This window comes from Streptomyces sp. BPTC-684 (assembly GCF_030028635.1).
In the GTDB taxonomy this organism is placed as follows: Bacteria; Actinomycetota; Actinomycetes; order Streptomycetales; family Streptomycetaceae; genus Streptomyces; species Streptomyces noboritoensis.
On sequence record NZ_CP124863.1, the window covers coordinates 2,717,475 to 2,742,504 of the forward strand.

A 25,030-nucleotide genomic window follows, 5' to 3' on the forward strand; every position below is an offset into this window, starting at 1 on the left:
AAAAATCAGCCCAAGGGCCTGAGCCCCGGGGCCGATTACTAGAACAGGTACTTGTACATCTGCCAGCCCCCGCCGACCTTCACCCGGCCGCCGAAGTTGCCCTCGCCGTCACCCGCGTACGACCACAGCACGCCGTCCGTGCCGCGCGCCAGCAGGTCCGGCTTGCCGTCGCCGTTCAGGTCGCCCGCGCCGACCAGGGCGTTGTAGACCTGCCAGCCGCCGCCGATCTTCACGCGCGTGGCCAGGGTGCCGCCGCCCGTGCCCGGGTACAGCCACAGCACGCCCGCCGCGTCGCGGGCCAGCAGGTCCGCCTTGCCGTCGCCGTTCAGGTCGCCCGCGCCCGACGCCAGCAGGTAGTTCTTCCAGCCGGTGCCGATCTTCACGCGGGACTTGAAGTTCCCGGACCCGTTCGCCTCGTACAGGTAGAGGTCGCCGCTCGACGCCTCACGGGCGATCAGGTCCGCCCGGCCGTCGCCCGTCAGGTCGCCCGGGGACGTCAGCGCGTCGAAGATGTTCCAGCCCGAGCCGATCTTCGCGTACGGGGTGGAGGGGGTCAGCGCCTTGCCGCCCGGCTTGTACGCGCGGAGCTCGCCGCTCGTCAGGCGGACCAGGACGTCGTTCTTGCCGTCGCCGTCCACGTCGTCGAACGGGACCGCCGCCGACACCTCGTTCGCGCCGGTCCAGCCGCTGCCCGACACCTTCGCGTCGACCTCGCCGCCGCCGCCCGCGCGGAAGTCCGCGACTCCGGCGGGGGTGACGGCGAGCAGGTCGCCCAGGCCGTCGGCGCCGACGTAGTCGCGCGGGGCCGGACCCGAACCCTTCACCTCGAACGGGGTGGTGAACGTCTGGTCCGGGCCGCCGTCGGCGGGGACCGCCGTCACGTACCAGGCGTACTTCCCGGCCGGCAGGTCCTTGCCGGAGGAGTTCTTTCCGTCCCAGTCGAGGCGCACCTGGCCGCGCGTCTCCTGGCCGGTGGACACGAGGACCGTGTTACGGGTCGCCAGGTCCACCAGGGTCAGGTCCCAGGAGACCAGCGGCTTCGACGCCCACCAACGGACCGTCCGCGCCGCCGACTTGGCGTCGACCGCCGCCGGGAAGTCCTCGTCCAGCGCGCGTACGGGAGCGCTCCGGACCCCGGACGGCGCCACGTGCGTGTCGCCGGACGCGTCCACGTACGCCACCGCGCCGCCGAAGCGGTCGACCGTCCAGCCCTGGCCGGGCTTGGCCACCGCGGGCTTGCCGACCTTGTGCGTGCCCGTGGTGCCGCGCAGGTCCGTGACGCTCAGCTCGCCGTCCTTCTGCCAGGCGACATAGCCGTCGCCGAGCAGGGCGCCCTGGTGGGCGGGCAGCTCGATGTTCTTCTCGGCCGCCGTGTCGTACACCCCGGACTTGTCCCGGTCGCACTCCCAGTAGACGTCGCCGCCCTGCGCCTGGAGTGAGGTCATCAGGCAGGGGACGGAGATCCGCTTGCCGGTGGCCTTGCCCGTACGGACGTCGATCGCCTGCGCGCTGCCCGGGTCGTTGCCGATCCACAGCGTGCTGCCCGAGAGGGCGAAGTCGCGGGTGCCGATGCCCGTGTAGACGACCGCGCCCGTGTCGAGGTCGGTGACCTGGACCCGCGCGCCCTGCTGGTAGGTGGCCGCGTAACGGCCCGACACCCGCAGCTCGTCCGCCTTCACGCCCAGCGTGCGCGCGGGCAGCTTGGCGCCCTCGTCGAGGACCTTCACCGTGCCGTCGGCGAGCCGGTACACCAGGCGCCCGTCGCCGGTGGCCTGGATCTCCGGGGTGGCGCCGGCCGGGAAGTCCTTGGCGTCCGCGCCCCGGTCGGTGCGCTGACCGGCCGTCAGCGGGCCCGTGACCGACAGGTCGAGGCCGCGCAGCCGCGCCTCGGCGCCGTCCTCGCCCGGCACCCGGTCCACCGTGTTCAGGCGGCCCTGCGCCAGGGTCAGCGCCGTCGGCACCGACGCGAGGGCGGGCGACTCGCGGACCTTGGTGACGTCCAGCGAGGAGCCGACCGCGTACACGCCCTGGTGGCCGTCGACCACCGCGCCGATCAGCATCGTCCCGTCGGGCTTGAAGCGGGCCATCGCGGTCGCCTTCTCCAGGACGACCCGCTCGGGGCCGCCCTTGAGCGGTACGGCGACCACGCGGTAGTCGAGCGAGGAGTACCGCTGGCCGCCGGTCGAGACGCGGCGCGCCACCAGGACGTTGTCGCCGACCGCGCCGAGCAGCTGGGAGCTGTCGTACCCGCCGATCGTGAGCTGGTCCGTGGACGCCCAGAAGTCCGACGTCTTCCAGACCGTGGCCTTGCCGTCCTTGGTCCACTGGACCGCGCGGTCGCCGCCGACCTCGATCTTGCCGTTGTCGAACTGCTCCGCCTGGAGGTGGGTGGAGCGGGCGATTCCGTCGCGGCCCAGCCAGCAGATCATGGTCATGCCCGAGAGGTCCTTCTGGACGAACATGCCGTCCTTGTTCCCCTGGTAGAGCGAGTGGAGCTGCCCGGCTCCACTGACCGGCGTCTCCTGGACCTTGCCGTCCTCCCAGGACAGCAGGCGCATGCCGAGCGGGCCGTCGGTGACCACGACGTCGCCGAAGGTCCCGGCGAACAGCTGGCCCTTGGGCAGCGGCAGGGTCCGCTCGGAGCCGTCCTTCATGTTCCGCTGGACGACGGAGGTGGTGTCCTTGCCGGTCAGGACGAGGGTGTCCGTGCCGGTGCCCCATGCGGTGGTCATGCCCTGCGGCATGACGACCGGCGCGGTGGAGCCGTCCGCGTACGAGGTCCAGTGGAACCCGACCTGGGTCCAGCCGGACAGATAGCCGGTCTCGCCCGCGCCGTTGATCACGGTCGCGTTGTGGTCGGGCGTGCGCTCGGCGGGAACGGTGAGTTCCGCCGGGGCGTCCGCCGCGAAGGCCGGGGCCGTGGCCAGTGGAGCGACGGCGGCCGCGATGCCGAGCGCGGTGACTGCGGCGATCGCGTTCCGTACGAGTGTGTGACGTCTCAAGTTGATGCTCCCGAAACCTTTGGGCATGGGAGGGCGCACGGCGCGCGGTGTACCGCGCGGCAGCGTTGCGCAGAAAAGCCCCCCGGCTCTCCGAAACCCCCCATACGAGGTTTGACCCTAACAGGAGCCGCATGTGCTGTGACGTGGGATTACGCGGGCAAACGGAAGGGCCCGTACCGCACCCGGTGGGTGCCGTACGGGCCCAACACTTGCTACTGGGACTCAGCCTCAGCCGTTGCGCTTCCAGCGCGGCTTGTCGTCACGGCGCCCGAAGGAGGAGCCGGTGTTCGAGCCGGTGCCGCCACCGCGGTGGTCGTCACGACGGCCGTACGGACGGTCGCCGCTGCCGCCACCGGAGCGGAAGCCGCCCGCGGGGCGGTCGTTGCGGTCGCGGTTGAACGGGCGGTCGCCGCCACCGGAGCGGAAGCCGCCGGAGGGACGGTCGTTGCGGTCGCGGTTGAAGCCGCCACCACGGTTGTCGTCACGACGCTCGAAACCACGGTCGTTACGGTCCCGGTTGAAACCGCCCGACGGACGGTCGTCGCGACGGAAGCCGCCGGAGGGACGGTCGTTGCGGTCGCGGTTGAAGCCGCCACCACGGTTGTCGTCACGACGCTCGAAACCACGGTCGTTACGGTCCCGGTTGAAACCGCCCGACGGACGGTCGTCACGGCGGAAGCCGCCACCGCGGTTGTCATCACGACGGTCGTCGCGGCGGAAGCCGCCACCACGGTTGTCGTCACGACGCTCGAAACCACGGTCGTTGCGGTCGCGGTTGAAGCCACCGGACGGACGGTCGTCGCGACGGAAGCCGCCACGGTCGCCGCGGTCGTCACGACGCTCGCGGCGGTCGAAGTTGCCCCGGTCGTCACGGCGGTCACGGTCGTACGCCGGGCGCTCGGCGCGCTCCTGCGCGACCGGCTCGGCGGCCACGACGGCGGCCGCGACCTCGGCCTCGGCGGCCTCGGCCACCTCGGCGACAGCGGCCTCCGGGTCCTCGCCGCGCTCACGGGCGGAGCGGGCGACCAGGCGGTCGGCCTCCTCGCGGAGCTCGGCGGCGCGGCGCGTCAGACGCTCCAGCTGCTTGGTGAGCTCGGCGACCTCGCGCTCGGCCTGCTTGGCGGCGTTGTTCGCGGAGTCGGCCTGGACCTCGGTCAGCGAACGGGCGCCGGTGATCTCGGCGACCTCCGGGTCGAAGGCGCCGCCACCGCCGACGATGTGGCGCGAGGCGTCGACGCCCGCGTCCTCCATCAGGCGGAAGATCTGGCGGCGCTGGTGCGGAAGCGCCAGCGAGACCACGACACCGGAGCGGCCGGCACGGGCGGTACGGCCCGAGCGGTGCAGGTAGTCCTTGTGGTCACCGGCCGGGTCCACGTTCAGGACCAGGTCGATGCCGTCGACGTGGATGCCTCGGGCGGCGACGTCGGTGGCGACCAGCGCGTTGACGTAACCGTCCTTGAAGTCCGCGAGGACGCGGGTACGGGCGCCCTGCGTCATGCCGCCGTGCAGCGCGTCCGCCTTCACGCCCGCCTCGACGAGCTGCTCGGCGATGCGGTCGGCGCCCAGCTGGGTACGGACGAAGATGATCGTGCGGCCCTTGCGGGCGGCGATGGCGGCCGTGACCGGCGCCTTGTCCTTCGGCTTCACGACGAGGACGTGGTGGGTCATCGTGGTGACGTTGCCCTGGGCGCTGTCGACCTCGTGGCTGACCGGGTTCTTCAGGTAGCGCTTGACCAGCGTGCCGATCTCGTTCTCCATGGTGGCGGAGAAGAGCATGCGCTGGCCGCCCTCGGGGATCTGGTCGAACAGCTCGGTGACCTCGGGCAGGAAGCCCAGGTCCGACATCTGGTCGGCCTCGTCGAGGACCGCGACCTGGACGTTCTCCAGGGAGCAGGCGCCACGGTTGATGATGTCGCGCAGTCGGCCCGGGGTGGCGACGAGGATGTCGACACCGCGCTCCAGGGCGTAGATCTGGTTGCCCATCGACGTACCGCCGCAGACGACCTTGATCTTCAGGCCGAGCACGTCGCCGTACGGCTGGAGGGCGTCCGCGACCTGCATCGCGAGCTCGCGGGTCGGGGTCAGGATGACCGCGCGGGGCTTCTTCTTCTCGGTGTGGCCGCCGGCCAGCTGCGCCAGGGTCGGCAGACCGAAGGAGAGGGTCTTGCCGGAGCCGGTGCGGCCGCGGCCGAGGATGTCCTTGCCGGCCAGGGCGTCCGGGATGGTCGCGGCCTGGATCGGGAAGGGGGTGGTCACACCGTTCTGGGCGAGCTTGCGCACGACGCCCTCGGGCAGACCGAGGTCCGCGAAGGTGACGGTCGGCTCGGCGGCCTCGTCGGCCTCGGTGATCTCGGCCTCGACGGCCTCTACGGTCTCGACGGCCTCGTCGACGGCGACGATCTCGGTGATCTCGTCGTTCTCGGGCATGACGGTGTGGTCAGAACTGGAAATGGACATGCGAAATGCGAAACCTTCCGGAGTCTCGGCACGCGCCCAAACTCCGTGAATCGCAATTCGACCGCCTCAATGCGGTCAGCCACGGCTAGGGAGAGTACGCGCCACACGGCGCTCTTCTGTGTCGGCGCCGGGCAATGGGATCAAACGATCTACCACCATACGCACTCCCCCCACAGGAGCGCAAACCGCTCCCCTGCGATCCACATCACACCGGACCGGTCTGACCCCGCCTAAACCGGCCCCACCTGCGGCGATGCCGCCGGCTCGGTCCGGTTCGCGGGCCCCTCGCCGTGGTCGCGCAGGGCCGTGGTGCGGGTGTCGGCGGCCGGGGAGGCGGACGGCGAGTCGCTCGGCTTCGGGCTGGCCGGCGGGTCCGGCGGCGGCTCGCTGGTCGGGGGCGCGGGCGGGGTCGGCGAGGCGGGCGGCTGGGAGGGCTGCTGCGGGGGCGCGGAGGGGCCGCCCGCGGTGCCGCCGCCGGGGGGCGGCGGGTTCTGCGGCCGGGGGCGGCCGCCGGGCGATGCCGGGCCCGCCCCGGGCGCCGACCCGCTCGGGCTCGGGGCGGCGGAAGCCCCTGGTGACGCCTTCACGCCGTGCTTGCCGGACCGCCCCTTGCCGGGCCCGGCGGAGACCGCGGCGACCCCGTCCGACTCCGCCACCGCCCCCTCGCGCCCGGCGGAGACCGACGGCTTGGGGGCCTTCCCGTCGTCGCTCACACTCATGCAGCCCGCCGACGCCGCGACGACCAGCGCGGTCACGGCCAAACGGACGGGGGCGGACAACTGGCGCACGAGCGGCCTCCGGGGCGCGGGCAGGACAGGGTCGCCGTGCCCAACTCCCTTTTCCCCGCCGGGGACACGCCCGAGGACCCGCCCGTACGAACGGGATTCCGACGGGTGGTCCGGTGACGGCGAATCCGGTCCCGCCCGATCAGGTAGCGGCGGACCCCGGTCGCCTTACGCCAGAGTGCCGCCCGTCAGGCCCGCGCCGAGGAACACCGCGCCCAGCCCGACGAGCACCGAGGCCGCCACGTTCGCCGCCGCCAGGAACCTCCAGCCGCGCTCGGCCAGCCGGAGCGTCTCGTACGAGAACGTCGAGTACGTGGTGAGCGCGCCGCACAGGCCGGTGCCGAGCAGCGCGTACGCGTCCGTGGTGGCGGCGGCGCCGGTCAGCGCGCCAAGGAGCAGGCTCCCGGCCGCGTTGACGACGAACGTTCCCCAGGGGAACACCGAGTCGTGGCGGACCTGCACCGCACGGTCCGTCAGATAGCGCAGCGGCGCGCCGACGGCCGCGCCCACGACCACGAGCAGCCAGGTCACGGCGTCCGCACCTCGTACTCCGTCTCCGCCCTCGTCCGCGCGGCCAGCGCCCGCCGGGTCGCCGTCGCCGCCAGCCCGACCGCGCCGAGCGCCCCGAGAAGCGTCCCGGCCGCGTAGGCCATCGCGAGCCCCGCCTGCTGGCGGGCGAGCAACCGGGAGACCTCCACGGCGTACGTCGAGAAGGTGGTGAAGCCGCCGAGCACGCCGACCCCGAGGAACGGCCGCACCAGATGGTGGGCGCGCCGCCCGCCCTCGCTGATCAGCGCCATCAGGACGCCGATGAGGGCGCAGCCCAGGACGTTGATCAGCAGCGTCGACCAGGGGAAGCCGCCGGCCGGCACCGGCCAGGCCCGCGCGAGCCCGTACCGGGCGCTCGCCCCCAGCGCCCCGCCCGCCGAGATCACCGCGAGCACCGGCCACTTCGCGCCGCCCGCCGTCTCGGCGCGCTGGGCGGGAACGTGGAGGTCGACGTCCGGGTCGATGGCCTCCGGCCGCTCGGGCGCGCTCACCCGTAGCCCAGGGCGTGCAGCCGCTCGTCGTCGATGCCGAAGTGGTGGGCGATCTCGTGCACGACGGTCACCTCGGTCTCGGCGACCACGTCCTCGCGCGACTCGCACATCCGCAGGGTGGGGCCCCGGTAGATGGTGATCCGGTCGGGGAGCACGCCCGCGTACCACTCGCCGCGGTCGGTGAGCGGAGTCCCCTCGTAGAGCCCGAGCAGCTCGGGGTCGTCGGCGGCGGGCTCGTCCTCGACGAACACGGCGACGTTGTCCATCAGCCGCGTCAGCTCCGGCGGGATGCGGTCCAGCGCCTCGGCGACCAGTTCCTCGAACTCCTCGCGCGTCATCTCCAGCACGCGGCCATTGTCACGCATGGGGCGCGGGCCCGCCCCGGCCCGCCCCGCTCGCGAGCCCCCAGCGGCCCCCGAGCGGCCCCCGGGAAACCGTTTTGGCGATAGCTCCCCGCATCCCATATGCTTCTCACGTCCCCGACGCGCTGCGAAGCGCGCAGGTGGGCCCTTAGCCCTCATCGTCTAGTGGCCCAGGACGCCGCCCTTTCAAGGCGGTAGCACGGGTTCGAATCCCGTTGGGGGCACGCTTTACCGTGTGCGAGACTAGTGCTCGCACATTGCTTGGTCCTGTGGAGCAGTTTGGAGTGCTCGCCACCCTGTCAAGGTGGAGGCCGCGGGTTCAAATCCCGTCAGGACCGCTGCAGTTCACTTGTGAACTGCGTGGCTGGGTAGCTCAGTTGGTACGAGCGATCGCCTGAAAAGCGATAGGTCGCCGGTTCGACCCCGGCCCCAGCCACAAGAGAAGGGCCCCGTCCACCGGACGGGGCCCTTCCGCGTTCCTCACTCCGGCTCGCGCTCCCGGCCGCGCCGGCCGCGTACGCCCAGGACCAGCCCGGCCACCGCCACCACGGCCACAAGGAGTGCCCAGTCCGGGACGGCGTCGCCGAACGAGCGGGCCCACTTCTCCGCCGCGTACGAATCGTCCACGTCGAGCAGCCCCGGCAGCGCCGTGGCCCCGTCGTACGCCAGGAACAGGACGCCCAGGGCGATGAAGAACAGGCCCGAGAGCAGCGAGGTGGTGTGCAGCTCGAAGCGGCCGAGCTTCACCGCCCGGCCGCGCAGCCAGCGGCGGCGGCCGAGCCCGAAGCGCTCCCACAGCAGCGCGAGCAGGAACAGCGGGGCCGCCATCCCCAGGGCGTACACCGCGAGGAGCAGCCCGCCGTAGGCCGGGCTGCCGCTGACCGCGGCCACCGTCAGGACGCTGCCCAGGATCGGCCCGGCGCAGAAGCCCGCCAGGCCGTAGACCGCGCCGAGCGCGTAGACGGAGGCGGCCGTGGTCGGGCGGATGCGGCCGGACAGCTCGGTCATCCGGCGGCTGGCGAAGCCCATGCCGAGGATCTGGGCGGCGCCGAGCGCGATGATCAGCCAGCCGCCGAAGAGGACCAGCTGGTCGCGGTGGCCGTAGAAGAGCCGTCCCGCGTACGAGCCCGCCGCGCCGAGCGGGACCAGGGTGGTGGCCAGGCCCGCGTAGAAGATGCCGGTGCGGGCCAGGAGCCGGGAGGTGGAGTCGATCGAGTACGCGAAGAAGGCCGGGAGCAGCAGGGCGCTGCACGGGCTGAGCAGCGCGAGCAGACCGCCCAGGAACGCGGCCAGATAGCCGATGTCCGGGGTCACTTTCCGGTCCCCTTCGTGGCGGCGGCCTGCGCGGCCTTGTACTTCGCCGCCTCGTCGATCGCCTGCGCGAAGGTGTCCAGCGGCTGGGCCCCGGCCAGCGGGCGGCCGTTGACCACGAACGACGGCGTGGAGGTCGCGCCCAGCGCGTACGCCTCGTCCTGGTCCTTCTTCACGGCCGCCTTCGCGGCGTCGCCGTCCGCGTCCCGTACGAAGCGGTCCAGGTCGGCCACGCCCGCCTCCTTCGCGAGCTCGCGCAGCCGGTCCTTGCCGAAGCCCTTCTCCTTGGCGCCCTTGGCGTACGCCGCCGAGTGGAACTGCCAGAACCGGCCCTGCTGCCCGGCCGCCCAGGCCGCGCGCGCCGCGGCCTCCGACTCGGCGCCGAAGATCGGCATGTTGCGCCATTCGATGCGCAGGGTGCCCGCGTCGACGTACTTCTTCACCAGCGCGGGCTCGGTGTCGCGGGCGAACTTGCCGCAGTACGAGCACTTGAAGTCGGCGTACTCGATCATCACGACGGGCGCGTCGGCGCGGCCCTGGGCCAGCGGGTCCCTGCCGTCGCGCCGGGCCAGCTTCTCCAGCTCGGGGAAGGTCCCGGCGGGCGGCTCGACGGCGTCGGAGGAGGAGGCGACGGAGTCGCTCTTCTTCGGGTCGGAGGACGTCGCCTGGTAGGAGGCGACCCCGAGGACGGCGGCGGCCGCGACCACGGCCGCGCCGATCAGGAACGGCTTCTTCCCGGCCTTGGACGGCTTGGACTTCGACGGCTTGGACTTGGGCGCAGGGGTGCCCTTGGGCTTGGACATACGGGTCTCCGTGTACGTACCGCGACAGCGCTCGGCTGCGGCGGGAAGAGGGAAGGGGAAAGGGACGGCCGGTCGTGGTGACCGGCCGCCTAGACCCTCAGTACGGAGAGTTCGACGGGTGTGGGCGCGGCGAGCGTGGGGCCGCGGGCCGGTGGGGTGCGGTGCTGGGCGTCCTGGGCGACGAGGCCCGCCGGGACGGTCCGCTCGCCGAGCGCGGGGGCCTGGTCGTACGCGGTACGGGCCCGCACCGGCGCGGCCGGATCGCCGCCCTTGTCCTGCCTGCCGCCCTGCTTGCAGCCGGGCGAGCCGTCGACGGGGGCCGACACCTGCGTACGCGGCGCCTCACCCGGTGAGGCAACCGCCGGGGACGGCCCGCACAGCAGCACCGTCACCACCCCGAGCACCATGAGCAGCACGGCCGCGAGGCGGCGGTGCGGGGCGTGGGTGCGGGGCATGCCCGAAATGGTACGGGGTGGCCGGTGGCCGCGCGCCAAGCCGGTGACGGACCCGAAATGCGTTCGCCACTCGTCGGCGGCGGGTGAGATCCTGAATCAGGTATGTCTACTTCCTTTGCCGATCTCCAGACCCTGCTGGCCGAGATCTCGCTGCGTGACGCCCATCGGCTCGGCCGCCGTCTGGAAGGCGCCCGCCGCATCAAGAAGCCCGAAGCCCGGCAGGCCGTGCTCGACGAGATCGCCGCCGAGGCCGCGAAGTCCGCCGAGCGCGTCGCCCGGCGGGCCTCCCGTATGCCCGAGGTCACGTACCCCGAGCAGCTCCCGGTCAGCCAGAAGAAGGACGCGATCCTGGAGGCGATACGGGACCACCAGGTCGTGATCGTCGCGGGTGAGACCGGCTCCGGCAAGACCACCCAGATCCCCAAGATCTGTATGGAGCTGGGCCGGGGCGTGCGCGGCATGATCGGGCACACCCAGCCCCGCCGGATCGCGGCCCGTACGGTCGCGGACCGGATCGCGGACGAGCTGAAGACCCCGCTCGGCGAGGCGGTCGGCTGGAAGGTCCGGTTCACCGACCAGGTCGACCAGGACGCGACCTTCGTCAAGCTGATGACGGACGGCATCCTGCTCGCGGAGATCCAGACGGACCGCGAGCTGCGCGCGTACGACACGATCATCATCGACGAGGCCCACGAGCGGTCCCTCAACATCGACTTCCTGTTGGGCTATCTGGCCCAGCTGCTGCCCAAGCGGCCGGACCTGAAGGTCGTCATCACCTCGGCGACGATCGACCCCGAGCGCTTCTCGCGCCACTTCGGGGACGCGCCGATCGTCGAGGTCAGCGGCCGTACGTACCCGGTCGAGGTGCGCTACCGGCCGCTCCTGGAGGAGGACTCCGAGGACGCCGACCGGGACCAGATCACCGCGATCTGCGACGCCGTCGACGAGCTCCAGTCCGAGGGCCCCGGCGACATCCTGGTGTTCCTCTCCGGCGAGCGCGAGATCCGCGACACGGCGGACGCGCTCAACAAGAAGAACCTCCGGTTCACCGAAGTGCTCCCGCTGTACGCGCGCCTGAGCCACGCCGAGCAGCACCGCGTCTTCCAGCAGCACTCCGGCCGCAGGATCGTTCTCGCCACCAACGTCGCCGAGACCTCCCTGACGGTCCCGGGCATCAAGTACGTGATCGACCCGGGCACCGCCCGTATCTCCCGCTACAGCCACCGCACCAAGGTGCAGCGGCTGCCCATCGAGGCGGTCTCGCAGGCCAGCGCCAACCAGCGCAAGGGCCGCTGCGGCCGTACCAGCGACGGCGTCTGCATCCGGCTCTACTCCGAGGACGACTTCCTCTCCCGGCCGGAGTTCACCGACGCCGAGATCCTCCGTACCAACCTGGCCTCCGTCATCCTCCAGATGACCGCCGCCGGGCTCGGCGACATCGAGAAGTTCCCCTTCATCGACCCGCCGGACCACCGCAACATCCGCGACGGCGTCCAGCTCCTCCAGGAGCTGCACGCGCTGGACCCGGCGGAGAAGGACCCGCGCAAGCGGCTGACCCCGATGGGCCGCAAGCTCGCGCAGCTCCCGGTCGATCCGCGCCTGGCCCGGATGGTCCTGGAGGCCGACAAGAACGGCTGCGTCCGCGAGGTCATGGTCATCGCGGCCGCGCTCTCCATCCAGGACCCGCGCGAGCGGCCGTCCGACAAGCAGACGCAGGCCGACCAGCAGCACGCCCGCTTCAAGGACGAGACCAGCGACTTCCTCGCCTTCCTCAACCTGTGGCGGTACGTCCGCGAGCAGCAGAAGGAGCGCGGCTCCTCCAGCTTCCGCCGGATGTGCAAGCAGGAGTACCTGAACTTCCTGCGCATCCGGGAGTGGCAGGACATCTACTCCCAGCTGCGCACGGTCGCCAAGACGATGGGCATCCACATCGAGGAGCCCTCGGCGGGTACGGCCGCGCCGGAGCAGTCCGTCCACACCTCGCTCCTCGCCGGTCTCCTCTCCCACATCGGGCTCAAGGACACCGACAAGAACGAGTACCTGGGCGCCCGCAGTGCCAAGTTCGCGATCTTCCCGGGCTCCGCGCTCTTCAAGAAGCAGCCCAAGGTCCTCATGTCGGCCGAGCTCGTGGAGACCTCCCGCCTGTGGGCGCGGGTCAACGCGAAGGTCGAGCCCGAGTGGATCGAGCCGCTCGCCCAGCACCTGGTCAAGCGCACCTACAGCGAGCCGCACTGGGAGAAGGACCAGGCCGCGGTGATGGCGTACGAGAGGGTCACGCTGTACGGCGTGCCGATCGTCGCCAACCGCAAGGTGAACTACGGCCGCATCGACGCGGAGGCCTCGCGCGAGCTGTTCATCCGCAACGCGCTGGTCGAGGGCGACTGGCGCACCCACCACAAGTTCTTCGCCGACAACCGCAAGCTCCTGACCGAGGTCGAGGAGCTGGAGCACCGGGCGCGGCGCCGCGACATCCTGGTCGACGACGAGACGCTCTTCGACTTCTACGACCAGCGGGTGCCCGAACACGTCGTCTCCGGCGCCCACTTCGACTCCTGGTGGAAGCACAAGCGCCACGACGAGCCCGAATTCCTGGACTTCGAGCGGGAGATGCTCATCCGGGAGTCGGCGCTCGCCGTCACCAAGGACGACTATCCGGACAACTGGCGCCAGGGCCGGCTGAAGTTCAAGGTCACCTACCAGTTCGAGCCGGGCGCGGACGCGGACGGCGTGACCGTCCACATCCCGCTCCAGGTCCTCAACCAGGTCACGGACGAGGGCTTCGACTGGCAGATCCCCGGCCTGCGCGGGGAGGTCGTCACCGAGCTCATCCGCTCGCTGCCCAAGCCGATCCGCCGCCACTACGTGCCCGCGCCGAACTTCGCGACGCGGTTCCTGGACACGGCCGTGCCGTTGCAGGAGCCGCTGCCTGTCACCCTGGCGCGCGAGCTCCAGCGGATGGTCGGGGTCCCGGTCACGGCCGACGACTTCGACCTGGCGCGCGTACCGGACCACTTGAAGATCACGTACCGGATCGTCGACGAGCGGCGCCGCAAGCTGGCCGAGGACAAGGACCTGGAGGCGCTCAAGCTCCAGCTGCGCCCCAAGGCCCGCCAGGCGCTCTCCAAGGCCGCCGCGGCGGCCGCGCCCTCGGGCGGTGTCTCCATCGAGCGCACGGGCCTCACCGACTGGACGATCGGCACCCTGACGAAGGTCTTCGAGACCAAGCGCGCGGGCCAGCCGGTGAAGGCGTACCCGGCGCTGGTCGACTCCGGTGAGACCGTCTCCGTACGGCTCTTCGACACCGAGGCCGAGCAGCAGCAGGCGATGTGGCGCGGCACCCGGAAGCTGATCCTGTTGAACATCCCGGTGAACCCGGCGAAGTTCGCCTCGGACAAGCTGACCAACCAGCAGAAGCTCGCCCTGTCCCGCAATCCGCACGGCTCGGTCCAGGCGCTCTTCGACGACTGCGCCATGGCCGCCGCCGACAAGCTGATCGCGGACCACGGGGGCCCGGCGTGGGACGAGGAGTCGTTCCGCAAGCTGTACGACAAGGTGCGCGCCGACCTCGTCGACGCGACCGTACGGACCGTCGGGCAGGTGCAGCAGATCCTGGCCGCCTGGCAGGCCTGTGAGCGCCGCCTGAAGGCCACGAACAGCCTGGTCCTGATCAACAACCTCCAGGACGTACGGGAGCAGCTGGCGGCCCTGATGCCGGCCGGCTTCGTGACCGCGACGGGGCTGCGCAGGCTGCCGGACCTGATGCGCTATCTGGTGGCGGTGGACCGGCGCCTGCAGCAGATGCCGACGTCCGTGCAGCGCGACACCACGCGCATGGAGAAGGTCCACGAGATGCAGGACGAGTACGCGTGGCTCCTGGAGCAGATGCCGCAGGGGCGGCCGGTGCCCCGGGAGGTCCTGGACATCCGCTGGATGATCGAGGAGCTGCGGGTGAGCTACTTCGCGCACGCGCTGGGCACCGCGTTCCCCGTCTCGGACAAGCGGATCGTGAAGGCGATCGACGCGGCGGCGCCGTGACGACGCCGTGACGGACCCATCGCCCTGAGTGAGTTCGACCTGACCAGCTGACCTGCTGTACAGTCTCTCTCGCAGCCAAGGAGCAAGCACAGGCTGCGAAACCTGGTCCTGTGGAGCAGTTTGGAGTGCTCGCCACCCTGTCAAGGTGGAGGCCGCGGGTTCAAATCCCGTCAGGACCGCAGTGAAATCAGAGCCCGCATCCTTCCCGGATGCGGGCTCTGGTGCTGTTCGGGGCCCACCCGAGGCCGCGCCCCGCGGCGGAGCCGCGAAACAGACACAGCAAATCCCGTCAGGACCGCAGTAACAAGTGGGCCCGGATCCGTATGGATCCGGGCCCACTTGGCGTTTCCGGCCGTCTTGACGGGGTCAACCGGCACCGGTACCCAAGGAGGAGGCAGCGGGCCCCACCCGGGAGGTGGCGCATGACGGCGTCGTCCGCGAGGCACGAGACTCGGGCGCTGCTGCGCGCCCATCTGTCGGCCGCGAGCGGCTACCGGCATGTCACCCGGCACTGCCCCGTCTGTTCGCGCCTCCTGCGGCTCGCCATGGAGCTCTCCGAGCCGGAGCCCCTCCTCGTACTCCCCGAGGCCCTGCCCGAGACTCTCCCCGGGCCCCTCGCCGAGGACGAAAGTCCCGTCGAGCGGTGACCAATGGCGGGCCGGCCGCGCCCCGGACGGTGGCAGGCTCTGTTCAGAGGACGGTCGCGGCGGTGTGACGGGAGTCACCGAACAAGTTTTGGGAACCGGGGAACTTACGCCGTACCTACAACCTCCCAATTTAATATGTGCAATTGCACCACCCCTTCAAGTACCTGCGGCAAGCTCCGCGAAGCACCCCCAGACGGCCCGGACCGGCCCGGATCGGGGCATAAAAAAGACCGCGCTGGACCCGGCGGAGTCCAGCGCGGCCGATGACGATGGGCCCGTTGGGGCGGGCCTGGCGTCAGTGGAGCTATGGGGTGGGCGACCGGGGTGGGGGCCCCGGAATGCCCGTTATCGGGGTGTTGTTCAGGCCTCGCTACGCTGCTGCGGAATACCCGCAAGCAGCGCACGGACCTCTGCTTCGCGGTACCGGCGGTGCCCACCCAGCGTGCGGATGGACGTGAGCTTGCCCGCCTTCGCCCAGCGGGTGACCGTCTTCGGGTCCACGCGGAACATCGTGGCAACCTCAGCCGGGGTCAGCAGCGGCTCGGCATCAGGGGTGCGAGCGGTCATGAGCGGCCTCCTCGGGAGAACCGAACCTTCTCGGTTCTTTCCTCTAAATTCTGCACCTTGACCCGCGTTGCCCGAAATGGCGGACGCGAGCCGAGTCGGTTATAGGACGAACGGCTTGTCCTCGGCACTACAACTACACCATCTGTCCAGCCACGTCGGCCAAACCGATGGAATTGCCCTCCCAGGTGTTCATCAGCGACGGAAGCCGATGGACCATGCCATAGCGGACAGTCACGCCACAGTGACGATCAGTCACAGAGCGATCAGGAGTCATCAGACCCCCCAGATCAGGCAATACCAAGCAATCCGCCCGTAGTTGGACGGAAGGAGCCCTCCCCGGACTCCTTGTCCTATTTTGGCACGAGGGTGGGGGATCGACGCAAGGGCCCAGTAAGTGCGGTCCGTCACGCTTGGGGCAAAGGCCCGGATCAGGACCTACGTCCCGACCGTACGGCCGGAAAGGTCACTCAGCCGTACGAAAGCGCTCACCCGAACGGGTCAGCGTGCGGCGCCGTCCGACGCCCCCTCAGTCCGACGGTCCCTCAGTTCGCGAGCTGGCGGTCCCTGACGGCCCGCCAGCGCTCCGTGAAGCGCTCGTACGCCCTGGCCGCCCCCGCGCCGTCCCCGGCCCGCAGCGCGGCGATCCCCTCGGCCACGTCGGCCGCCGAGCGGTCCTCCTCCAGGCGCGCCTGTGGAAGCGCGTGCACCAGGCCCCCGTAGTCGAGCTCCACCAGCGAGCGCGGATGGAACTCCTCCAGCCAGCGCCCCACCTCGACCAGCCCCTCGGTCAGGGGTCCCTCGTCGATGTGGTCGCGCAGTGTCCGAAGCGCCCGCGCGAGGCGGCGCCGGGCCTGGACCATCGGGGTGCGGTAGCGCAGCACGGGTGCCGCGCCGCTCTCCGCCCGGACATACTCCCGCTCTTCGTCCGAAAAGACTGTGAACCAGCTCACAGGAACGTGCCAGACCGCCGTGCGGATCCACGGCCGGGCGTCCGGGTTCCTCTCCCGCCACCGCTCGTAGTCCGCCGCGGCCTGCCGGCGCACCACCGGCGGCAGCAGCGCGTCGAGCACCGGCTCGGGGAACTGGCCCGGCAGCTCCTCCAGCGCCTGCCAGCCGCGCAGCCGGGTCCGCCACGGGCAGACGCACACCACCCCGTCCACCTCCGCCACGAACGCGTCCGCGCTCTCGTGGACCGGCACCGCCACCGGGGGCGTCGGCACCAGATCCGCCAGCGCGCGCCGGAGTTCGTCCTGGGCACCCGGGGTGCGGCCGCGCTCCGCGTAGCGGGCCCAATGGGCGCGCTCCGGTTCGGGGAAGGCCGCCAGCGGCTCGTACACCCGGAGATAGGACGCGTACGGGACGATCACCGAGGACACCACCGCCATGCGTCGAATCGTCCCACGCGCACGCGGGGCGGGAGGGTGATCCTGGGCACTGCGCCTGATCTACGGACGCGTAGGACTTACTCTGCTCCCAGCGCGGCCCCGGGCGGGCCGCGACGCGGCCCGCCCCACCCACAAGCGGGCCGTCAAACGCCGCTTCGTACTTGGGAGTCACCACCGTGACCGATGTGACCGGCGACGCTGTCAGCTCAGCAGACGTTCTGCACACCCTGTTCCGTTCGGACCAGGGCGGCCATGAACAGGTCGTGCTGTGCCAGGACCGCGCCTCGGGCCTCAAAGCCGTCATCGCCATCCACTCCACCGCCCTGGGCCCGGCCCTCGGCGGAACGCGCTTCTACCCCTACGCGAGCGAGGCCGAGGCCGTCGCCGACGCGCTCAACCTCTCCCGCGGCATGTCGTACAAGAACGCCATGGCCGGGCTCGACCACGGCGGCGGCAAGGCCGTGATCATCGGTGACCCGGAGACGGTCAAGACGGAGGAACTCCTCCTCGCCTACGGGCGGATGGTGGCCTCGCTCGGCGGCCGCTACGTGACGGCGTGCGACGTCGGCACGTACGTGGCGGACATGGACGTCGTGGCGCGCGAGTGCCGGTGGACGACCGGCCGCTCCCCCGAGAACGGCGGCGCGGGCGACTCCTCCGTGCTCACCGCCTTCGGCGTCTTCCAGGGCATGCGGGCCAGCGCCCAGCACCTGTGGGGCGACCCGACGCTGCGCGGCCGCAAGGTCGGCGTCGCGGGCGTCGGCAAGGTGGGCCACTACCTGGTGGAGCACCTGGTGGCGGACGGCGCCGAGGTCGTGATCACCGACGTGCGCGAGGAATCGGTACGCCGGATCCTCGACAAGCACCCGGGCAGCGTCACCGCGGTCGCCGACACGGACGCGCTGATCCGCGTGGAGGGGCTGGACATCTACGCCCCCTGCGCGCTCGGCGGCGCCCTGAACGACGAGACCGTCCCGGTGCTCACCGCGAAGATCGTGTGCGGCGCGGCCAACAACCAGCTGGCACACCCGGGCGTCGAGAAGGACCTCGCGGACCGCGGGATCCTCTACGCGCCCGACTACGTGGTCAACGCCGGTGGCGTGATCCAGGTGGCCGACGAGCTCCACGGCTTCGACTTCGACCGCTGCAAGGCGAAGGCCGCGAAGATCTTCGACACCACGCTGGCCATATTCGCACGTGCGAAGGAAGACGGGATTCCGCCGGCCGCCGCGGCCGACCGGATCGCCGAGCAGCGCATGGCCGAGGCGCGCAAGCGCTAGACGCCCCCGGCACCCGATCCGCCGACCGGCGAGAGAAGACTCACGCCGGTCGGCGGGTCGGACGCCAAGAAGAGGTTAAAATCGCGGTTGACCAGCGAGGAAGGGGCTCCTTGCGGGTTCTGCGAAGTGGCACGTCATGCGGGCGGCGTACCGTATGGCCGCGGAAGCAGGTACCGTTGAAGCCCTACGGACACGGTCTCTCCACGGAGAGCCCGTTCCGACTCATGAACGCGTGTCAAGACTCTGGGGCCGTTGAGCCCCGTCACCGAGGGGGTCGAGCCATGGGGCGCGGCCGGGCAAAGGCCAAGCAGACCAAGGTCGCCCGCCAGCTGAAGTACAGCAGCGGCGGGACTGACCTGTCGCGTCTGGCCAACGAGCTGGGCGCATCGACTTCGCAGCCGATCTCGAATCAGCCGCCGAATGGCGAGCCGTTCGAGGACGACGACGAGGAAGACGACCCGTACGCCCGCTATGCGGAGCTGTACAACAGCGACGACGATGACGAGGACGAAGAGTCCGGTCCGTCGGCGCAGCGTCGCGGCGCTTGACGCGCGCACGTCTTCATAAGCCTTCGGGTTTCGCAGCAATCGTTTCCGCTGCTCAAAGCACCACTGACCCGGTCCGGGGCCTAAGCCTCGGACCGGGTTCTGTGCTGTCCGCGGGGACCTACTTCGCGTAGTCACCCGTGAGCTCGGCGCCCGTGGTGTGATCGCCGCGCTCGGTGATCCGGCCCGCGACCCAGGCGTCCACGCCCCGGTCCGCGAGGGTCGTCAGCGCCACGTCCACCGAGCCCTCGGGGACGATCGCGATCATGCCGACGCCCATGTTCAGCGTCTTCTCCAGCTCCAGCCGCTCGACCTTGCCGGCCGTGCCCACCAGGTCGAAGACCGCGCCCGGCGCCCAGGTCGAGCGGTCGACCACGGCGTGCAGGTGGTCGGGGATGACCCGGGCCAGGTTGTTGGCGAGGCCGCCGCCGGTGACATGGCTGAAACCGTGCACCTCGGTGGTACGGGTCAGGGCCAGGCAGTCCAGCGAGTAGATCTTGGTCGGCTCCAGGAGCTCCTCGCCCAGGGTCCGCCCGAACTCCTCGACCTGCTGCTCCAGCTTCATCTTCGCCCGGTCGAAGAGCACGTGCCGGACGAGTGAGTACCCGTTCGAGTGAAGTCCGGACGACGCCATGGCGATGACGACGTCACCCGTGCGGATGCGATCCGCGCCGAGCAGCCGGTCGTACTCGACCACGCCCGTACCGGCGCCGGCGACGTCGAAGTCGTCCGGGCCGAGCAGGCCCGGGTGCTCGGCGGTCTCGCCGCCGACCAGGGCGCAGCCCGCGAGGACACAGCCCTCGGCGATGCCCTTCACGATGGCGGCGACCCGCTCGGGGTGCACCTTGCCGACGCAGATGTAGTCGGTCATGAACAGCGGCTCGGCGCCGCACACCACGAGGTCGTCGACGACCATGCCGACGAGGTCGTGGCCGATCGTGTCGTACACGCCGAGGCGACGGGCGAGGTCGACCTTCGTGCCCACGCCGTCGGTGGCGGAGGCGAGCAGCGGGCGCTCGTAGCGCTTGAGGGCGGAGGCGTCGAAGAGACCGGCGAAACCGCCGAGGCCACCGAGCACCTCGGGGCGCTTGGTCTTCTTCACCCACTCCTTCATCAGCTCGACGGCGCGGTCGCCCGCCTCGATGTCGACGCCCGCGGCTGCGTAGCTGGCACCAGTGGTCTCAGACATGACAGTGAGAACTTTCGTGTCGTACTGCAGGGTTCGTGCGGGCGCCTACGGGCGGCGCAGCGCGTCGGCCGCGGCCGTGGCGGCGGGGCCGGCCGCGAGCTCGGTCTCCAGGAGCTGCTTGCCGAGCAGCTCGGGGTCCGGGAGCTCCATCGGGTAGACCCCGTCGAAGCAGGCGCGGCAGAGGTTGTCCTTGGGGATGGTGGTCGACTCGATCATCGCGTCGGTCGAGATGTACGAGAGCGAGTCGGCCCCGAGCGACGTGCCGATCTCCTCGATCGTCATGCCGTTGGCGATCAGCTCGGCGCGGGTCGCGAAGTCGATGCCGAAGAAGCACGGCCACTTGACCGGCGGGGACGAGATCCGGATGTGGACCTCGGCGGCCCCGGCCTCGCGGAGCATCTTCACCAGCGCGCGCTGGGTGTTGCCGCGGACGATCGAGTCGTCCACGACCACCAGGCGCTTGCCCCGGATGACTTCCTTCAGCGGGTTCAGCTTCAGCCGGATGCCGAGCTGGCGGATGGTCTGCGAGGGCTGGATGAAGGTCCGGCCGACGTAGGCGTTCTTGACCAGGCCCGAGCCGTACGGAATGCCGCTGGCCTCCGCGTAGCCGATGGCGGCGGGGGTGCCGGACTCCGGAGTCGCTATCACCAGGTCGGCGTCGACAGGCGCTTCCTTGGCGAGTTTCCGCCCCATCTCGACGCGCGAGAGGTAGACGTTGCGACCGGCGATGTCGGTGTCCGGGCGAGCCAGATACACGTACTCGAAGACACAGCCCTTGGGCTTCGCTTCCGCAAATCGTGAGGTGCGCAGACCGTTCTCGTCGATGGCGACGAGCTCGCCCGGCTCGATCTCGCGGACGAAGCTGGCGCCGCAGATGTCGAGGGCGGCGGTCTCGGACGCGACCACCCAGCCGCGCTCCAGGCGGCCGATGACCAGCGGGCGGATGCCCTGCGGGTCACGGGCGCAGTAGAGCGTCTGCTCGTCCATGAAGACCAGCGAGAACGCGCCCTGCACCTGGGGAAGGACCTTGGCGGCCGCCTCCTCCACGGTGAGGGGCTTGCCGTCGTCGTCGGTCTGCCCCGCGAGCAGGGCGGTGACGAGGTCGGTGTCGTTGGTGGCGGCGACCTGGGTCGCGCGCCCGTTCTCCTTCGGCAGCTCGGCGACCATCTCCGCGAGCTGCGCGGTGTTCACCAGGTTGCCGTTGTGGCCGAGCGCGATCGAGCCGTGGGCGGTCGCCCGGAACGTCGGCTGCGCGTTCTCCCACACGGAGGCACCCGTGGTCGAGTAGCGGGCGTGACCGACCGCGATATGACCCTGGAGGGAACCGAGAGAGGTCTCGTCGAAGACCTGGGAGACAAGCCCCATGTCCTTGAAGACGAGGATCTGGGAGCCGTTGCTGACCGCGATTCCCGCGGATTCCTGGCCCCGATGCTGGAGGGCGTAAAGCCCGAAGTAAGTGAGCTTGGCGACCTCTTCACCCGGAGCCCAGACGCCGAAGACGCCGCAAGCGTCCTGGGGGCCTTTCTCGCCGGGGAGCAGATCATGATTGAGTCGACCGTCACCACGTGGCACGCCACCGAGTGTAGGCGAGATCGACCACTGGTCCGAATTGGGGATACGGACGAGGCGGGGGTGGTGGGCGGTTTGTGGCATCTGCCGGACGGGGTGGAGCAGGGCTTTTCCCGCCAGGGCGGGAAATGGCCGGTGGAGAGGCCGGGCGGGAAATGTGACGGAGGTCGCGCGGGCCCCGGCGGGAACCCGGCCGGAAGTCACCTGCCGTAGCCATATGACCACCTCGCCGGGCCGCATTCCTCAGCGGGAAAGCACCGGCAGGAGTGCGGAGAGGTCCGCCCGCTCCCCGCTCGCCGAAACCCGCCCCCCGTCCCGCTCGTCCGCCCACGCCCGGCGCCCGGCGGCGAGCCGGATCCAGGTGAGCGGGTCGGTCTCCACGACGTTCGGGGGCGTGCCCCGGGTGTGCTTGGGGCCCTCGACGCACTGGACCACCGCGTACGGCGGGATCCGGACCTCGACCGAGCCGCCCGGCGCCTTCACCGCGAGCGCGTCGGCGAGCAGCCGGGTGCAGGCGGCGAGCGCCTGTCGCTCGTACGGGATGTCCAGGCCGGGCACGGCGTCGTTCAGGTCGTCGGTGTGGACGCAGAGCTCGACCGTGCGTGTGACCAGGTGGTCGGCGAGGGTCATGGTGCCGAGGGCGGTCCTGACGAGCCGGGTGTCCTCGGCGCCCGGGAGCAGCCGCCCGGTGCGGGCGGCCACGTCGGCGTAGAGCGCGGCGAGGTCCAGCTGGGCGTCCGGGGTGCGCACGGCGGCCGCGGCGGTGGCGAACGGCCAGTCCGGCAGAGTGATTTCCGGGCGGCCGGGGGCGGGCGCCGGCTCGGCCAGGTTCCGGGCGACCACGTCCACGGCCCGCGCCAGATGCGCGGCGAGGTCGTACACGGTCCAGCCCGCCAGCCGGGTCGGCCGCTCCAGCACGTCGGGCGCGAGCCGCGCCACCGCTTCCCGTACGTGCGCGAACTGGGCGAGGACGGCGGCGCGGGTCTTCCCCGGGTCGTAGCTGCGCGTGCGCTTCTTGGCGGGAGGCATGACGGGAGCCTATGCGGGTTCGTCGGCTGCGGACCGTGGGTGGCTGGTCGCGCAGTTCCCCGCGCCCCTAGATGCGCCCCTCCGGGGCGCCCAGGGGATTGCCGCGGAGCGGCACTTTAGGGGCGCGGGGAACTGCGCGACCAGCCACCCACCGGCCCGCAGCCGAATGAGCGGCGCTACCCCCTCGTCGCGAAGTCCCCGAGGCCGAACTCGACCAGGTCGAAGGCTCGAACGGCCAGGCGGACGGCGTCCGGGACGATGTCCTCCGCCGGGTCGCCGAGCAGCAGGCGGCGGTGGTTCTCGCTGACCAGCGTCGCGCGCGTGCCCATCAGCTGGGCCGCCGCGACCCGGGCGAGCACCGGGTCCCCGGTCTCCTCGTCCAGCGCCTCGGCGACCAGGTCGGAGCTGCGTACGAGGGCGGCGTGGGCGCGGTTCAGGAGCACCGGGGTCTCCATGATGAGCCGCAGCAGCTGGAGCACCATCGGGTCGTCGTTGAGGCCGATGGACGCGTCGCGGGCCTCGACGGCCGCCAGGTAGTGGGCGCGCACGGCGGCGACGGCGGACTCGCCCGCCGGGCGCTCGCGGACGGCGCGGACCACGTCGCCGCTGTGCTCCTCCATCGGCCGGAGCGCCAAGTCCTCTTTGGTGGCGAAGTGGTTGAAGACGGTCATCTTCGAGACGTCCGCCGCCTCGGCGATCTCGGCGACGGAGACCTTGTCGTAGCCGCGCTCGGCGAAGAGGTCGAGGGCGGCCGCCATGAGCCGGCGCCGGGTCTGCCACTTCTTGCGCTCCCGCAGGCCCATGTGGGCCGGCGCGGGGATCTCCACGTACTCCGCCATGGGCATCACTGTACCAGGATGAATTTTGATCCAGGATGAAAAGTTGACTCAGTACAGAATGTGGGTCAGGGTGGTGCCCACGACTACGGCGAGCGGCCCCAACTGCCGCCCCGGAGGGGGAATCCACCATGCCCAAGACCCTGAGCACACCCATGCCGAAAACGGCGCGGGGTGCTGATACGCAAGCCCCGGACCGTCCGGATCAACCGATGTCCGCGGTCCAGGTCAAGATCGGCTTCGTCGTCTGCCTGGTCACGATCCTGCTGGCGGTGCTCGACACCAACATCGTGTCGGCGGCGACCGTCCCGATCGTGCGCGACCTCGACCCGGTCCACGGGATGGACAAGATCCCGTGGCTGATCAGCTCGTTCGCGCTCGCCTCGGCGGCGGTGCTGCCGCTGTACGGGAAGCTGTGCGACACGATCGGCGCCAAGAAGGTCTTCGTGGGCGCCATCGCCACGTTCCTGGCCGGCTCGGCGCTGTGCGGGGCGGCCCAGTCCATGGGCGAACTGATCGCGGCCCGCGCGGTGCAGGGCGTCGGCGGCGGCGGCCTGATGAGCGTGACGATGGTGGTGATCGCACAGCTCGCGGGGCCCGGGGACGGTACGGGCCGGGGCAAGGGCGGCAGCATCGGCGGGGTGGTGGCCGGGGCCGGGATGGCGCTCGGCCCGTGGATCGGCGGCACGCTCGCCGACCACGCGAGCTGGCGCTGGATCTTCTACGTGAACCTGCCGGTCGGCATCGCCGTCCTCGCGGCGGCGGTCGTCGTGCTCCGCCTCCCGGTCACCCCGGTCCACCACCGCATCGACTACCTCGGCGCGGCGCTCGCCGCGGCCTTCTCCGTCTCGCTGCTGCTGGTGACGGAGTGGGGCGGCAAGGACTACGCCTGGACCTCGCCGCAGATCCTCGGCCTCACGGCCGCCTGCGCCATCGCGCTCGCCCTGTTCCTGCGCCGCCAGACCACGGCGGCCGAGCCGATCCTGCCGCTGTCGATGTTCAAGGTCCCCGCGGTCCGGCTCGGCTTCGCGATCCAGGCGCTGGTCGGGGCGGCCATGATGGGCACGCTGGTGTACGTGATGATCTACCTCCAGGTCGTCCGGCACATCGAGGCCACCTCGGCGGGCCTGTACCTCATCCCGATGGCGATCGGCATGACGGCCGTCGGCCTCGCCTCGGAGCGGCTGGGGGCGCGCGGCTGGTCGCAGAAGACGTTCGTGCTGACGGGTACGGTCGCGGCCGCGGCGGCGCTGGGGCTCCTCGCCACGACGCACGTCTCGACGAACCTGTGGCAGATCCGGGCCGAACTGCTCCTGATGGGTACGGGGTTCGGCCTGCTCATCGGCCAGCTGATCCAGATCGTGCAGGCCGCCGCGCCGCCGCGGCAGCTGGGCATCGCGACGACGGGAACGCGGTTCTTCCAGACGCTGGGGAACGCGCTGGGGGCGGCGGTGTTCGGGACGATCCTGAGCCGGGTGTACGAGGCGAAGGGGCCGGGGGGTTCGACGAGTGCGCTGCGCGCGCTGCACGGTCCTTCGCACGCGTCGGGGGTTCATGCCCTCACGACGGGGATGGATGTGGTGTTCGTGGTGGGGGCGGTGCTGATGGCGGCGGCGGCGTACCTGGCAACCCGCCTGCCGACCCCCACCCCGCCCCTTCCCTGAACCCTCCGGGGGTGGGTGGGGGCGGAGGCGGCTCTCCCGGGGGCTACGCCCCCGGACCCCCAGGCGGGG

General features: G+C 71.1%; 20 protein-coding genes and 4 tRNA genes. 9 read left to right on the top strand and 15 right to left on the bottom strand.

What is annotated here, in order from left to right:
• Positions 1–38 precede the first annotated feature (38 nt).
• The 6 genes from QIY60_RS12060 to QIY60_RS12085 all read right to left on the bottom strand — a co-directional run bounded on the left by QIY60_RS12060 (position 39) and on the right by QIY60_RS12085 (position 7,631).
• A complete protein-coding gene (locus QIY60_RS12060) occupies positions 39–3,002 on the bottom strand; it encodes a VCBS repeat-containing protein (protein ID WP_283142414.1) in 2,964 nt (987 codons plus the stop codon).
• 228 nt (positions 3,003–3,230) lie between these two features.
• Positions 3,231–5,459: a DEAD/DEAH box helicase gene (locus QIY60_RS12065; protein ID WP_283142415.1), complete on the bottom strand. Its 2,229-nt coding sequence runs from the start codon at positions 5,457–5,459 to the stop codon at positions 3,231–3,233.
• Between the two features lie 230 nt (positions 5,460–5,689).
• Positions 5,690–6,247 carry a hypothetical protein gene (locus QIY60_RS12070; RefSeq protein ID WP_283142416.1) on the bottom strand — a complete coding sequence of 186 codons (558 nt, stop codon included), beginning with the start codon at positions 6,245–6,247 and terminating at the stop codon, positions 5,690–5,692.
• Positions 6,248–6,412: 165 nt separating this feature from the next.
• The gene (locus tag QIY60_RS12075; RefSeq protein WP_283142417.1) at positions 6,413–6,775 is read right to left on the bottom strand and encodes a CrcB family protein; all 363 of its coding nucleotides are present in this window, start codon (positions 6,773–6,775) and stop codon (positions 6,413–6,415) included.
• Complete coding sequence (locus QIY60_RS12080; RefSeq protein WP_283142418.1) at positions 6,772–7,284, bottom strand: CrcB family protein; 513 nt, start codon at positions 7,282–7,284, stop codon at positions 6,772–6,774. The genes QIY60_RS12075 and QIY60_RS12080 overlap by 4 nt, the downstream gene beginning before the upstream one ends.
• Positions 7,281–7,631 carry a metallopeptidase family protein gene (locus QIY60_RS12085; protein ID WP_180357222.1) on the bottom strand — a complete coding sequence of 117 codons (351 nt, stop codon included), beginning with the start codon at positions 7,629–7,631 and terminating at the stop codon, positions 7,281–7,283. Before QIY60_RS12085 ends, QIY60_RS12080 begins: the two co-directional genes overlap by 4 nt.
• Positions 7,632–7,797: 166 nt before the next feature.
• Here QIY60_RS12085 and QIY60_RS12090 point away from each other — a divergent pair.
• From QIY60_RS12090 to QIY60_RS12100, 3 genes are all read left to right on the top strand, one after another.
• A tRNA-Glu gene (locus QIY60_RS12090) sits at positions 7,798–7,870 on the top strand.
• A 39-nt stretch (positions 7,871–7,909) separates the two neighbouring features.
• Positions 7,910–7,984, top strand: a tRNA-Asp gene (locus QIY60_RS12095).
• A gap of 24 nt (positions 7,985–8,008) precedes the next feature.
• Positions 8,009–8,082, top strand: a tRNA-Phe gene (locus QIY60_RS12100).
• Between the two features lie 44 nt (positions 8,083–8,126).
• Here QIY60_RS12100 and QIY60_RS12105 read toward each other — a convergent pair.
• The 3 genes from QIY60_RS12105 to QIY60_RS12115 all read right to left on the bottom strand — a co-directional run bounded on the left by QIY60_RS12105 (position 8,127) and on the right by QIY60_RS12115 (position 10,215).
• Positions 8,127–8,960, bottom strand: a complete 834-nt coding sequence (locus QIY60_RS12105; RefSeq protein WP_283142419.1) for a cytochrome c biogenesis CcdA family protein — start codon at positions 8,958–8,960, stop codon at positions 8,127–8,129.
• Positions 8,957–9,760 carry a DsbA family protein gene (locus QIY60_RS12110; protein ID WP_283142420.1) on the bottom strand — a complete coding sequence of 268 codons (804 nt, stop codon included), beginning with the start codon at positions 9,758–9,760 and terminating at the stop codon, positions 8,957–8,959. The genes QIY60_RS12105 and QIY60_RS12110 overlap by 4 nt, the downstream gene beginning before the upstream one ends.
• A gap of 89 nt (positions 9,761–9,849) precedes the next feature.
• Positions 9,850–10,215 carry a hypothetical protein gene (locus QIY60_RS12115; protein WP_283142421.1) on the bottom strand — a complete coding sequence of 122 codons (366 nt, stop codon included), beginning with the start codon at positions 10,213–10,215 and terminating at the stop codon, positions 9,850–9,852.
• Between the two features lie 102 nt (positions 10,216–10,317).
• Here QIY60_RS12115 and hrpA point away from each other — a divergent pair, with 102 nt between their 5' ends.
• From hrpA to QIY60_RS12130, 3 genes are all read left to right on the top strand, one after another.
• Complete coding sequence (gene hrpA / locus QIY60_RS12120; RefSeq protein WP_283142422.1) at positions 10,318–14,250, top strand: ATP-dependent RNA helicase HrpA; 3,933 nt, start codon at positions 10,318–10,320, stop codon at positions 14,248–14,250.
• A 104-nt stretch (positions 14,251–14,354) separates the two neighbouring features.
• Positions 14,355–14,429: transfer RNA gene (locus QIY60_RS12125), tRNA-Asp, on the top strand.
• A gap of 243 nt (positions 14,430–14,672) precedes the next feature.
• Positions 14,673–14,897, top strand: a complete 225-nt coding sequence (locus tag QIY60_RS12130) for a DUF6274 family protein (RefSeq protein WP_283142423.1) — start codon at positions 14,673–14,675, stop codon at positions 14,895–14,897.
• Positions 14,898–15,257: 360 nt separating this feature from the next.
• On the opposite strand, the gene bldC is transcribed toward QIY60_RS12130, so the two are convergent.
• Positions 15,258–15,464 carry a developmental transcriptional regulator BldC gene (gene bldC / locus QIY60_RS12135; RefSeq protein ID WP_003949541.1) on the bottom strand — a complete coding sequence of 69 codons (207 nt, stop codon included), beginning with the start codon at positions 15,462–15,464 and terminating at the stop codon, positions 15,258–15,260.
• A 542-nt stretch (positions 15,465–16,006) separates the two neighbouring features.
• Positions 16,007–16,849 (bottom strand): hypothetical protein, encoded by an 843-nt coding sequence (locus QIY60_RS12140; protein WP_283142424.1) that lies wholly within the window; start codon positions 16,847–16,849, stop codon positions 16,007–16,009.
• A 176-nt stretch (positions 16,850–17,025) separates the two neighbouring features.
• Between QIY60_RS12140 and QIY60_RS12145 the strand changes: the two genes are divergently transcribed.
• Both QIY60_RS12145 and QIY60_RS12150 read left to right on the top strand, forming a co-directional pair.
• Entirely contained in the window at positions 17,026–18,129 is a 1,104-nt protein-coding gene (locus QIY60_RS12145) for a Glu/Leu/Phe/Val dehydrogenase dimerization domain-containing protein (RefSeq protein ID WP_283142425.1), read from the top strand.
• 281 nt (positions 18,130–18,410) lie between these two features.
• Complete coding sequence (locus QIY60_RS12150) at positions 18,411–18,677, top strand: DUF3073 domain-containing protein (protein ID WP_190091932.1); 267 nt, start codon at positions 18,411–18,413, stop codon at positions 18,675–18,677.
• Between the two features lie 118 nt (positions 18,678–18,795).
• Here QIY60_RS12150 and purM read toward each other — a convergent pair whose 3' ends face one another.
• The 4 genes from purM to QIY60_RS12170 form a co-directional block, all read right to left on the bottom strand.
• Positions 18,796–19,863, bottom strand: a complete 1,068-nt coding sequence (gene purM, locus QIY60_RS12155; RefSeq protein WP_283142426.1) for a phosphoribosylformylglycinamidine cyclo-ligase — start codon at positions 19,861–19,863, stop codon at positions 18,796–18,798.
• A gap of 45 nt (positions 19,864–19,908) precedes the next feature.
• Positions 19,909–21,435 (bottom strand): amidophosphoribosyltransferase, encoded by a 1,527-nt coding sequence (gene purF, locus QIY60_RS12160; RefSeq protein WP_266981902.1) that lies wholly within the window; start codon positions 21,433–21,435, stop codon positions 19,909–19,911.
• A gap of 240 nt (positions 21,436–21,675) precedes the next feature.
• On the bottom strand, positions 21,676–22,461 hold the full coding sequence (locus tag QIY60_RS12165) for a maleylpyruvate isomerase family mycothiol-dependent enzyme (protein WP_283142427.1): 786 nt from the start codon (positions 22,459–22,461) through the stop codon (positions 21,676–21,678).
• A 176-nt stretch (positions 22,462–22,637) separates the two neighbouring features.
• A complete protein-coding gene (locus QIY60_RS12170; protein WP_283142428.1) occupies positions 22,638–23,300 on the bottom strand; it encodes a TetR/AcrR family transcriptional regulator in 663 nt (220 codons plus the stop codon).
• Between the two features lie 209 nt (positions 23,301–23,509).
• Between QIY60_RS12170 and QIY60_RS12175 the strand changes: the two genes are divergently transcribed.
• Positions 23,510–24,961, top strand: coding sequence for an MFS transporter (locus tag QIY60_RS12175; protein ID WP_283142429.1), 1,452 nt, complete (start codon positions 23,510–23,512; stop codon positions 24,959–24,961).
• Positions 24,962–25,030: the final 69 nt, after the last annotated feature.

Excerpts from the sequence above, each read along its gene's own strand:
- QIY60_RS12065 (WP_283142415.1), bottom strand. The coding sequence starts at position 5,459 with ATGTCCATTTCCAGTTCTGACCACACCGTCATGCCCGAGAACGACGAG.
- QIY60_RS12110 (WP_283142420.1), bottom strand. The coding sequence starts at position 9,760 with ATGTCCAAGCCCAAGGGCACCCCTGCGCCCAAGTCCAAGCCGTCGAAG.
- QIY60_RS12115 (WP_283142421.1), bottom strand. The coding sequence starts at position 10,215 with ATGCCCCGCACCCACGCCCCGCACCGCCGCCTCGCGGCCGTGCTGCTC.
- hrpA (WP_283142422.1), top strand. The coding sequence starts at position 10,318 with ATGTCTACTTCCTTTGCCGATCTCCAGACCCTGCTGGCCGAGATCTCG.
- QIY60_RS12130 (WP_283142423.1), top strand. The coding sequence starts at position 14,673 with ATGACGGCGTCGTCCGCGAGGCACGAGACTCGGGCGCTGCTGCGCGCC.
- bldC (WP_003949541.1), bottom strand. The coding sequence starts at position 15,464 with ATGACCGCTCGCACCCCTGATGCCGAGCCGCTGCTGACCCCGGCTGAG.
- QIY60_RS12140 (WP_283142424.1), bottom strand. The coding sequence starts at position 16,849 with ATGGCGGTGGTGTCCTCGGTGATCGTCCCGTACGCGTCCTATCTCCGG.
- QIY60_RS12150 (WP_190091932.1), top strand. The coding sequence starts at position 18,411 with ATGGGGCGCGGCCGGGCAAAGGCCAAGCAGACCAAGGTCGCCCGCCAG.
- purM (WP_283142426.1), bottom strand. The coding sequence starts at position 19,863 with ATGTCTGAGACCACTGGTGCCAGCTACGCAGCCGCGGGCGTCGACATC.
- QIY60_RS12165 (WP_283142427.1), bottom strand. The coding sequence starts at position 22,461 with ATGCCTCCCGCCAAGAAGCGCACGCGCAGCTACGACCCGGGGAAGACC.
- QIY60_RS12170 (WP_283142428.1), bottom strand. The coding sequence starts at position 23,300 with ATGGCGGAGTACGTGGAGATCCCCGCGCCGGCCCACATGGGCCTGCGG.
- QIY60_RS12175 (WP_283142429.1), top strand. The coding sequence starts at position 23,510 with ATGTCCGCGGTCCAGGTCAAGATCGGCTTCGTCGTCTGCCTGGTCACG.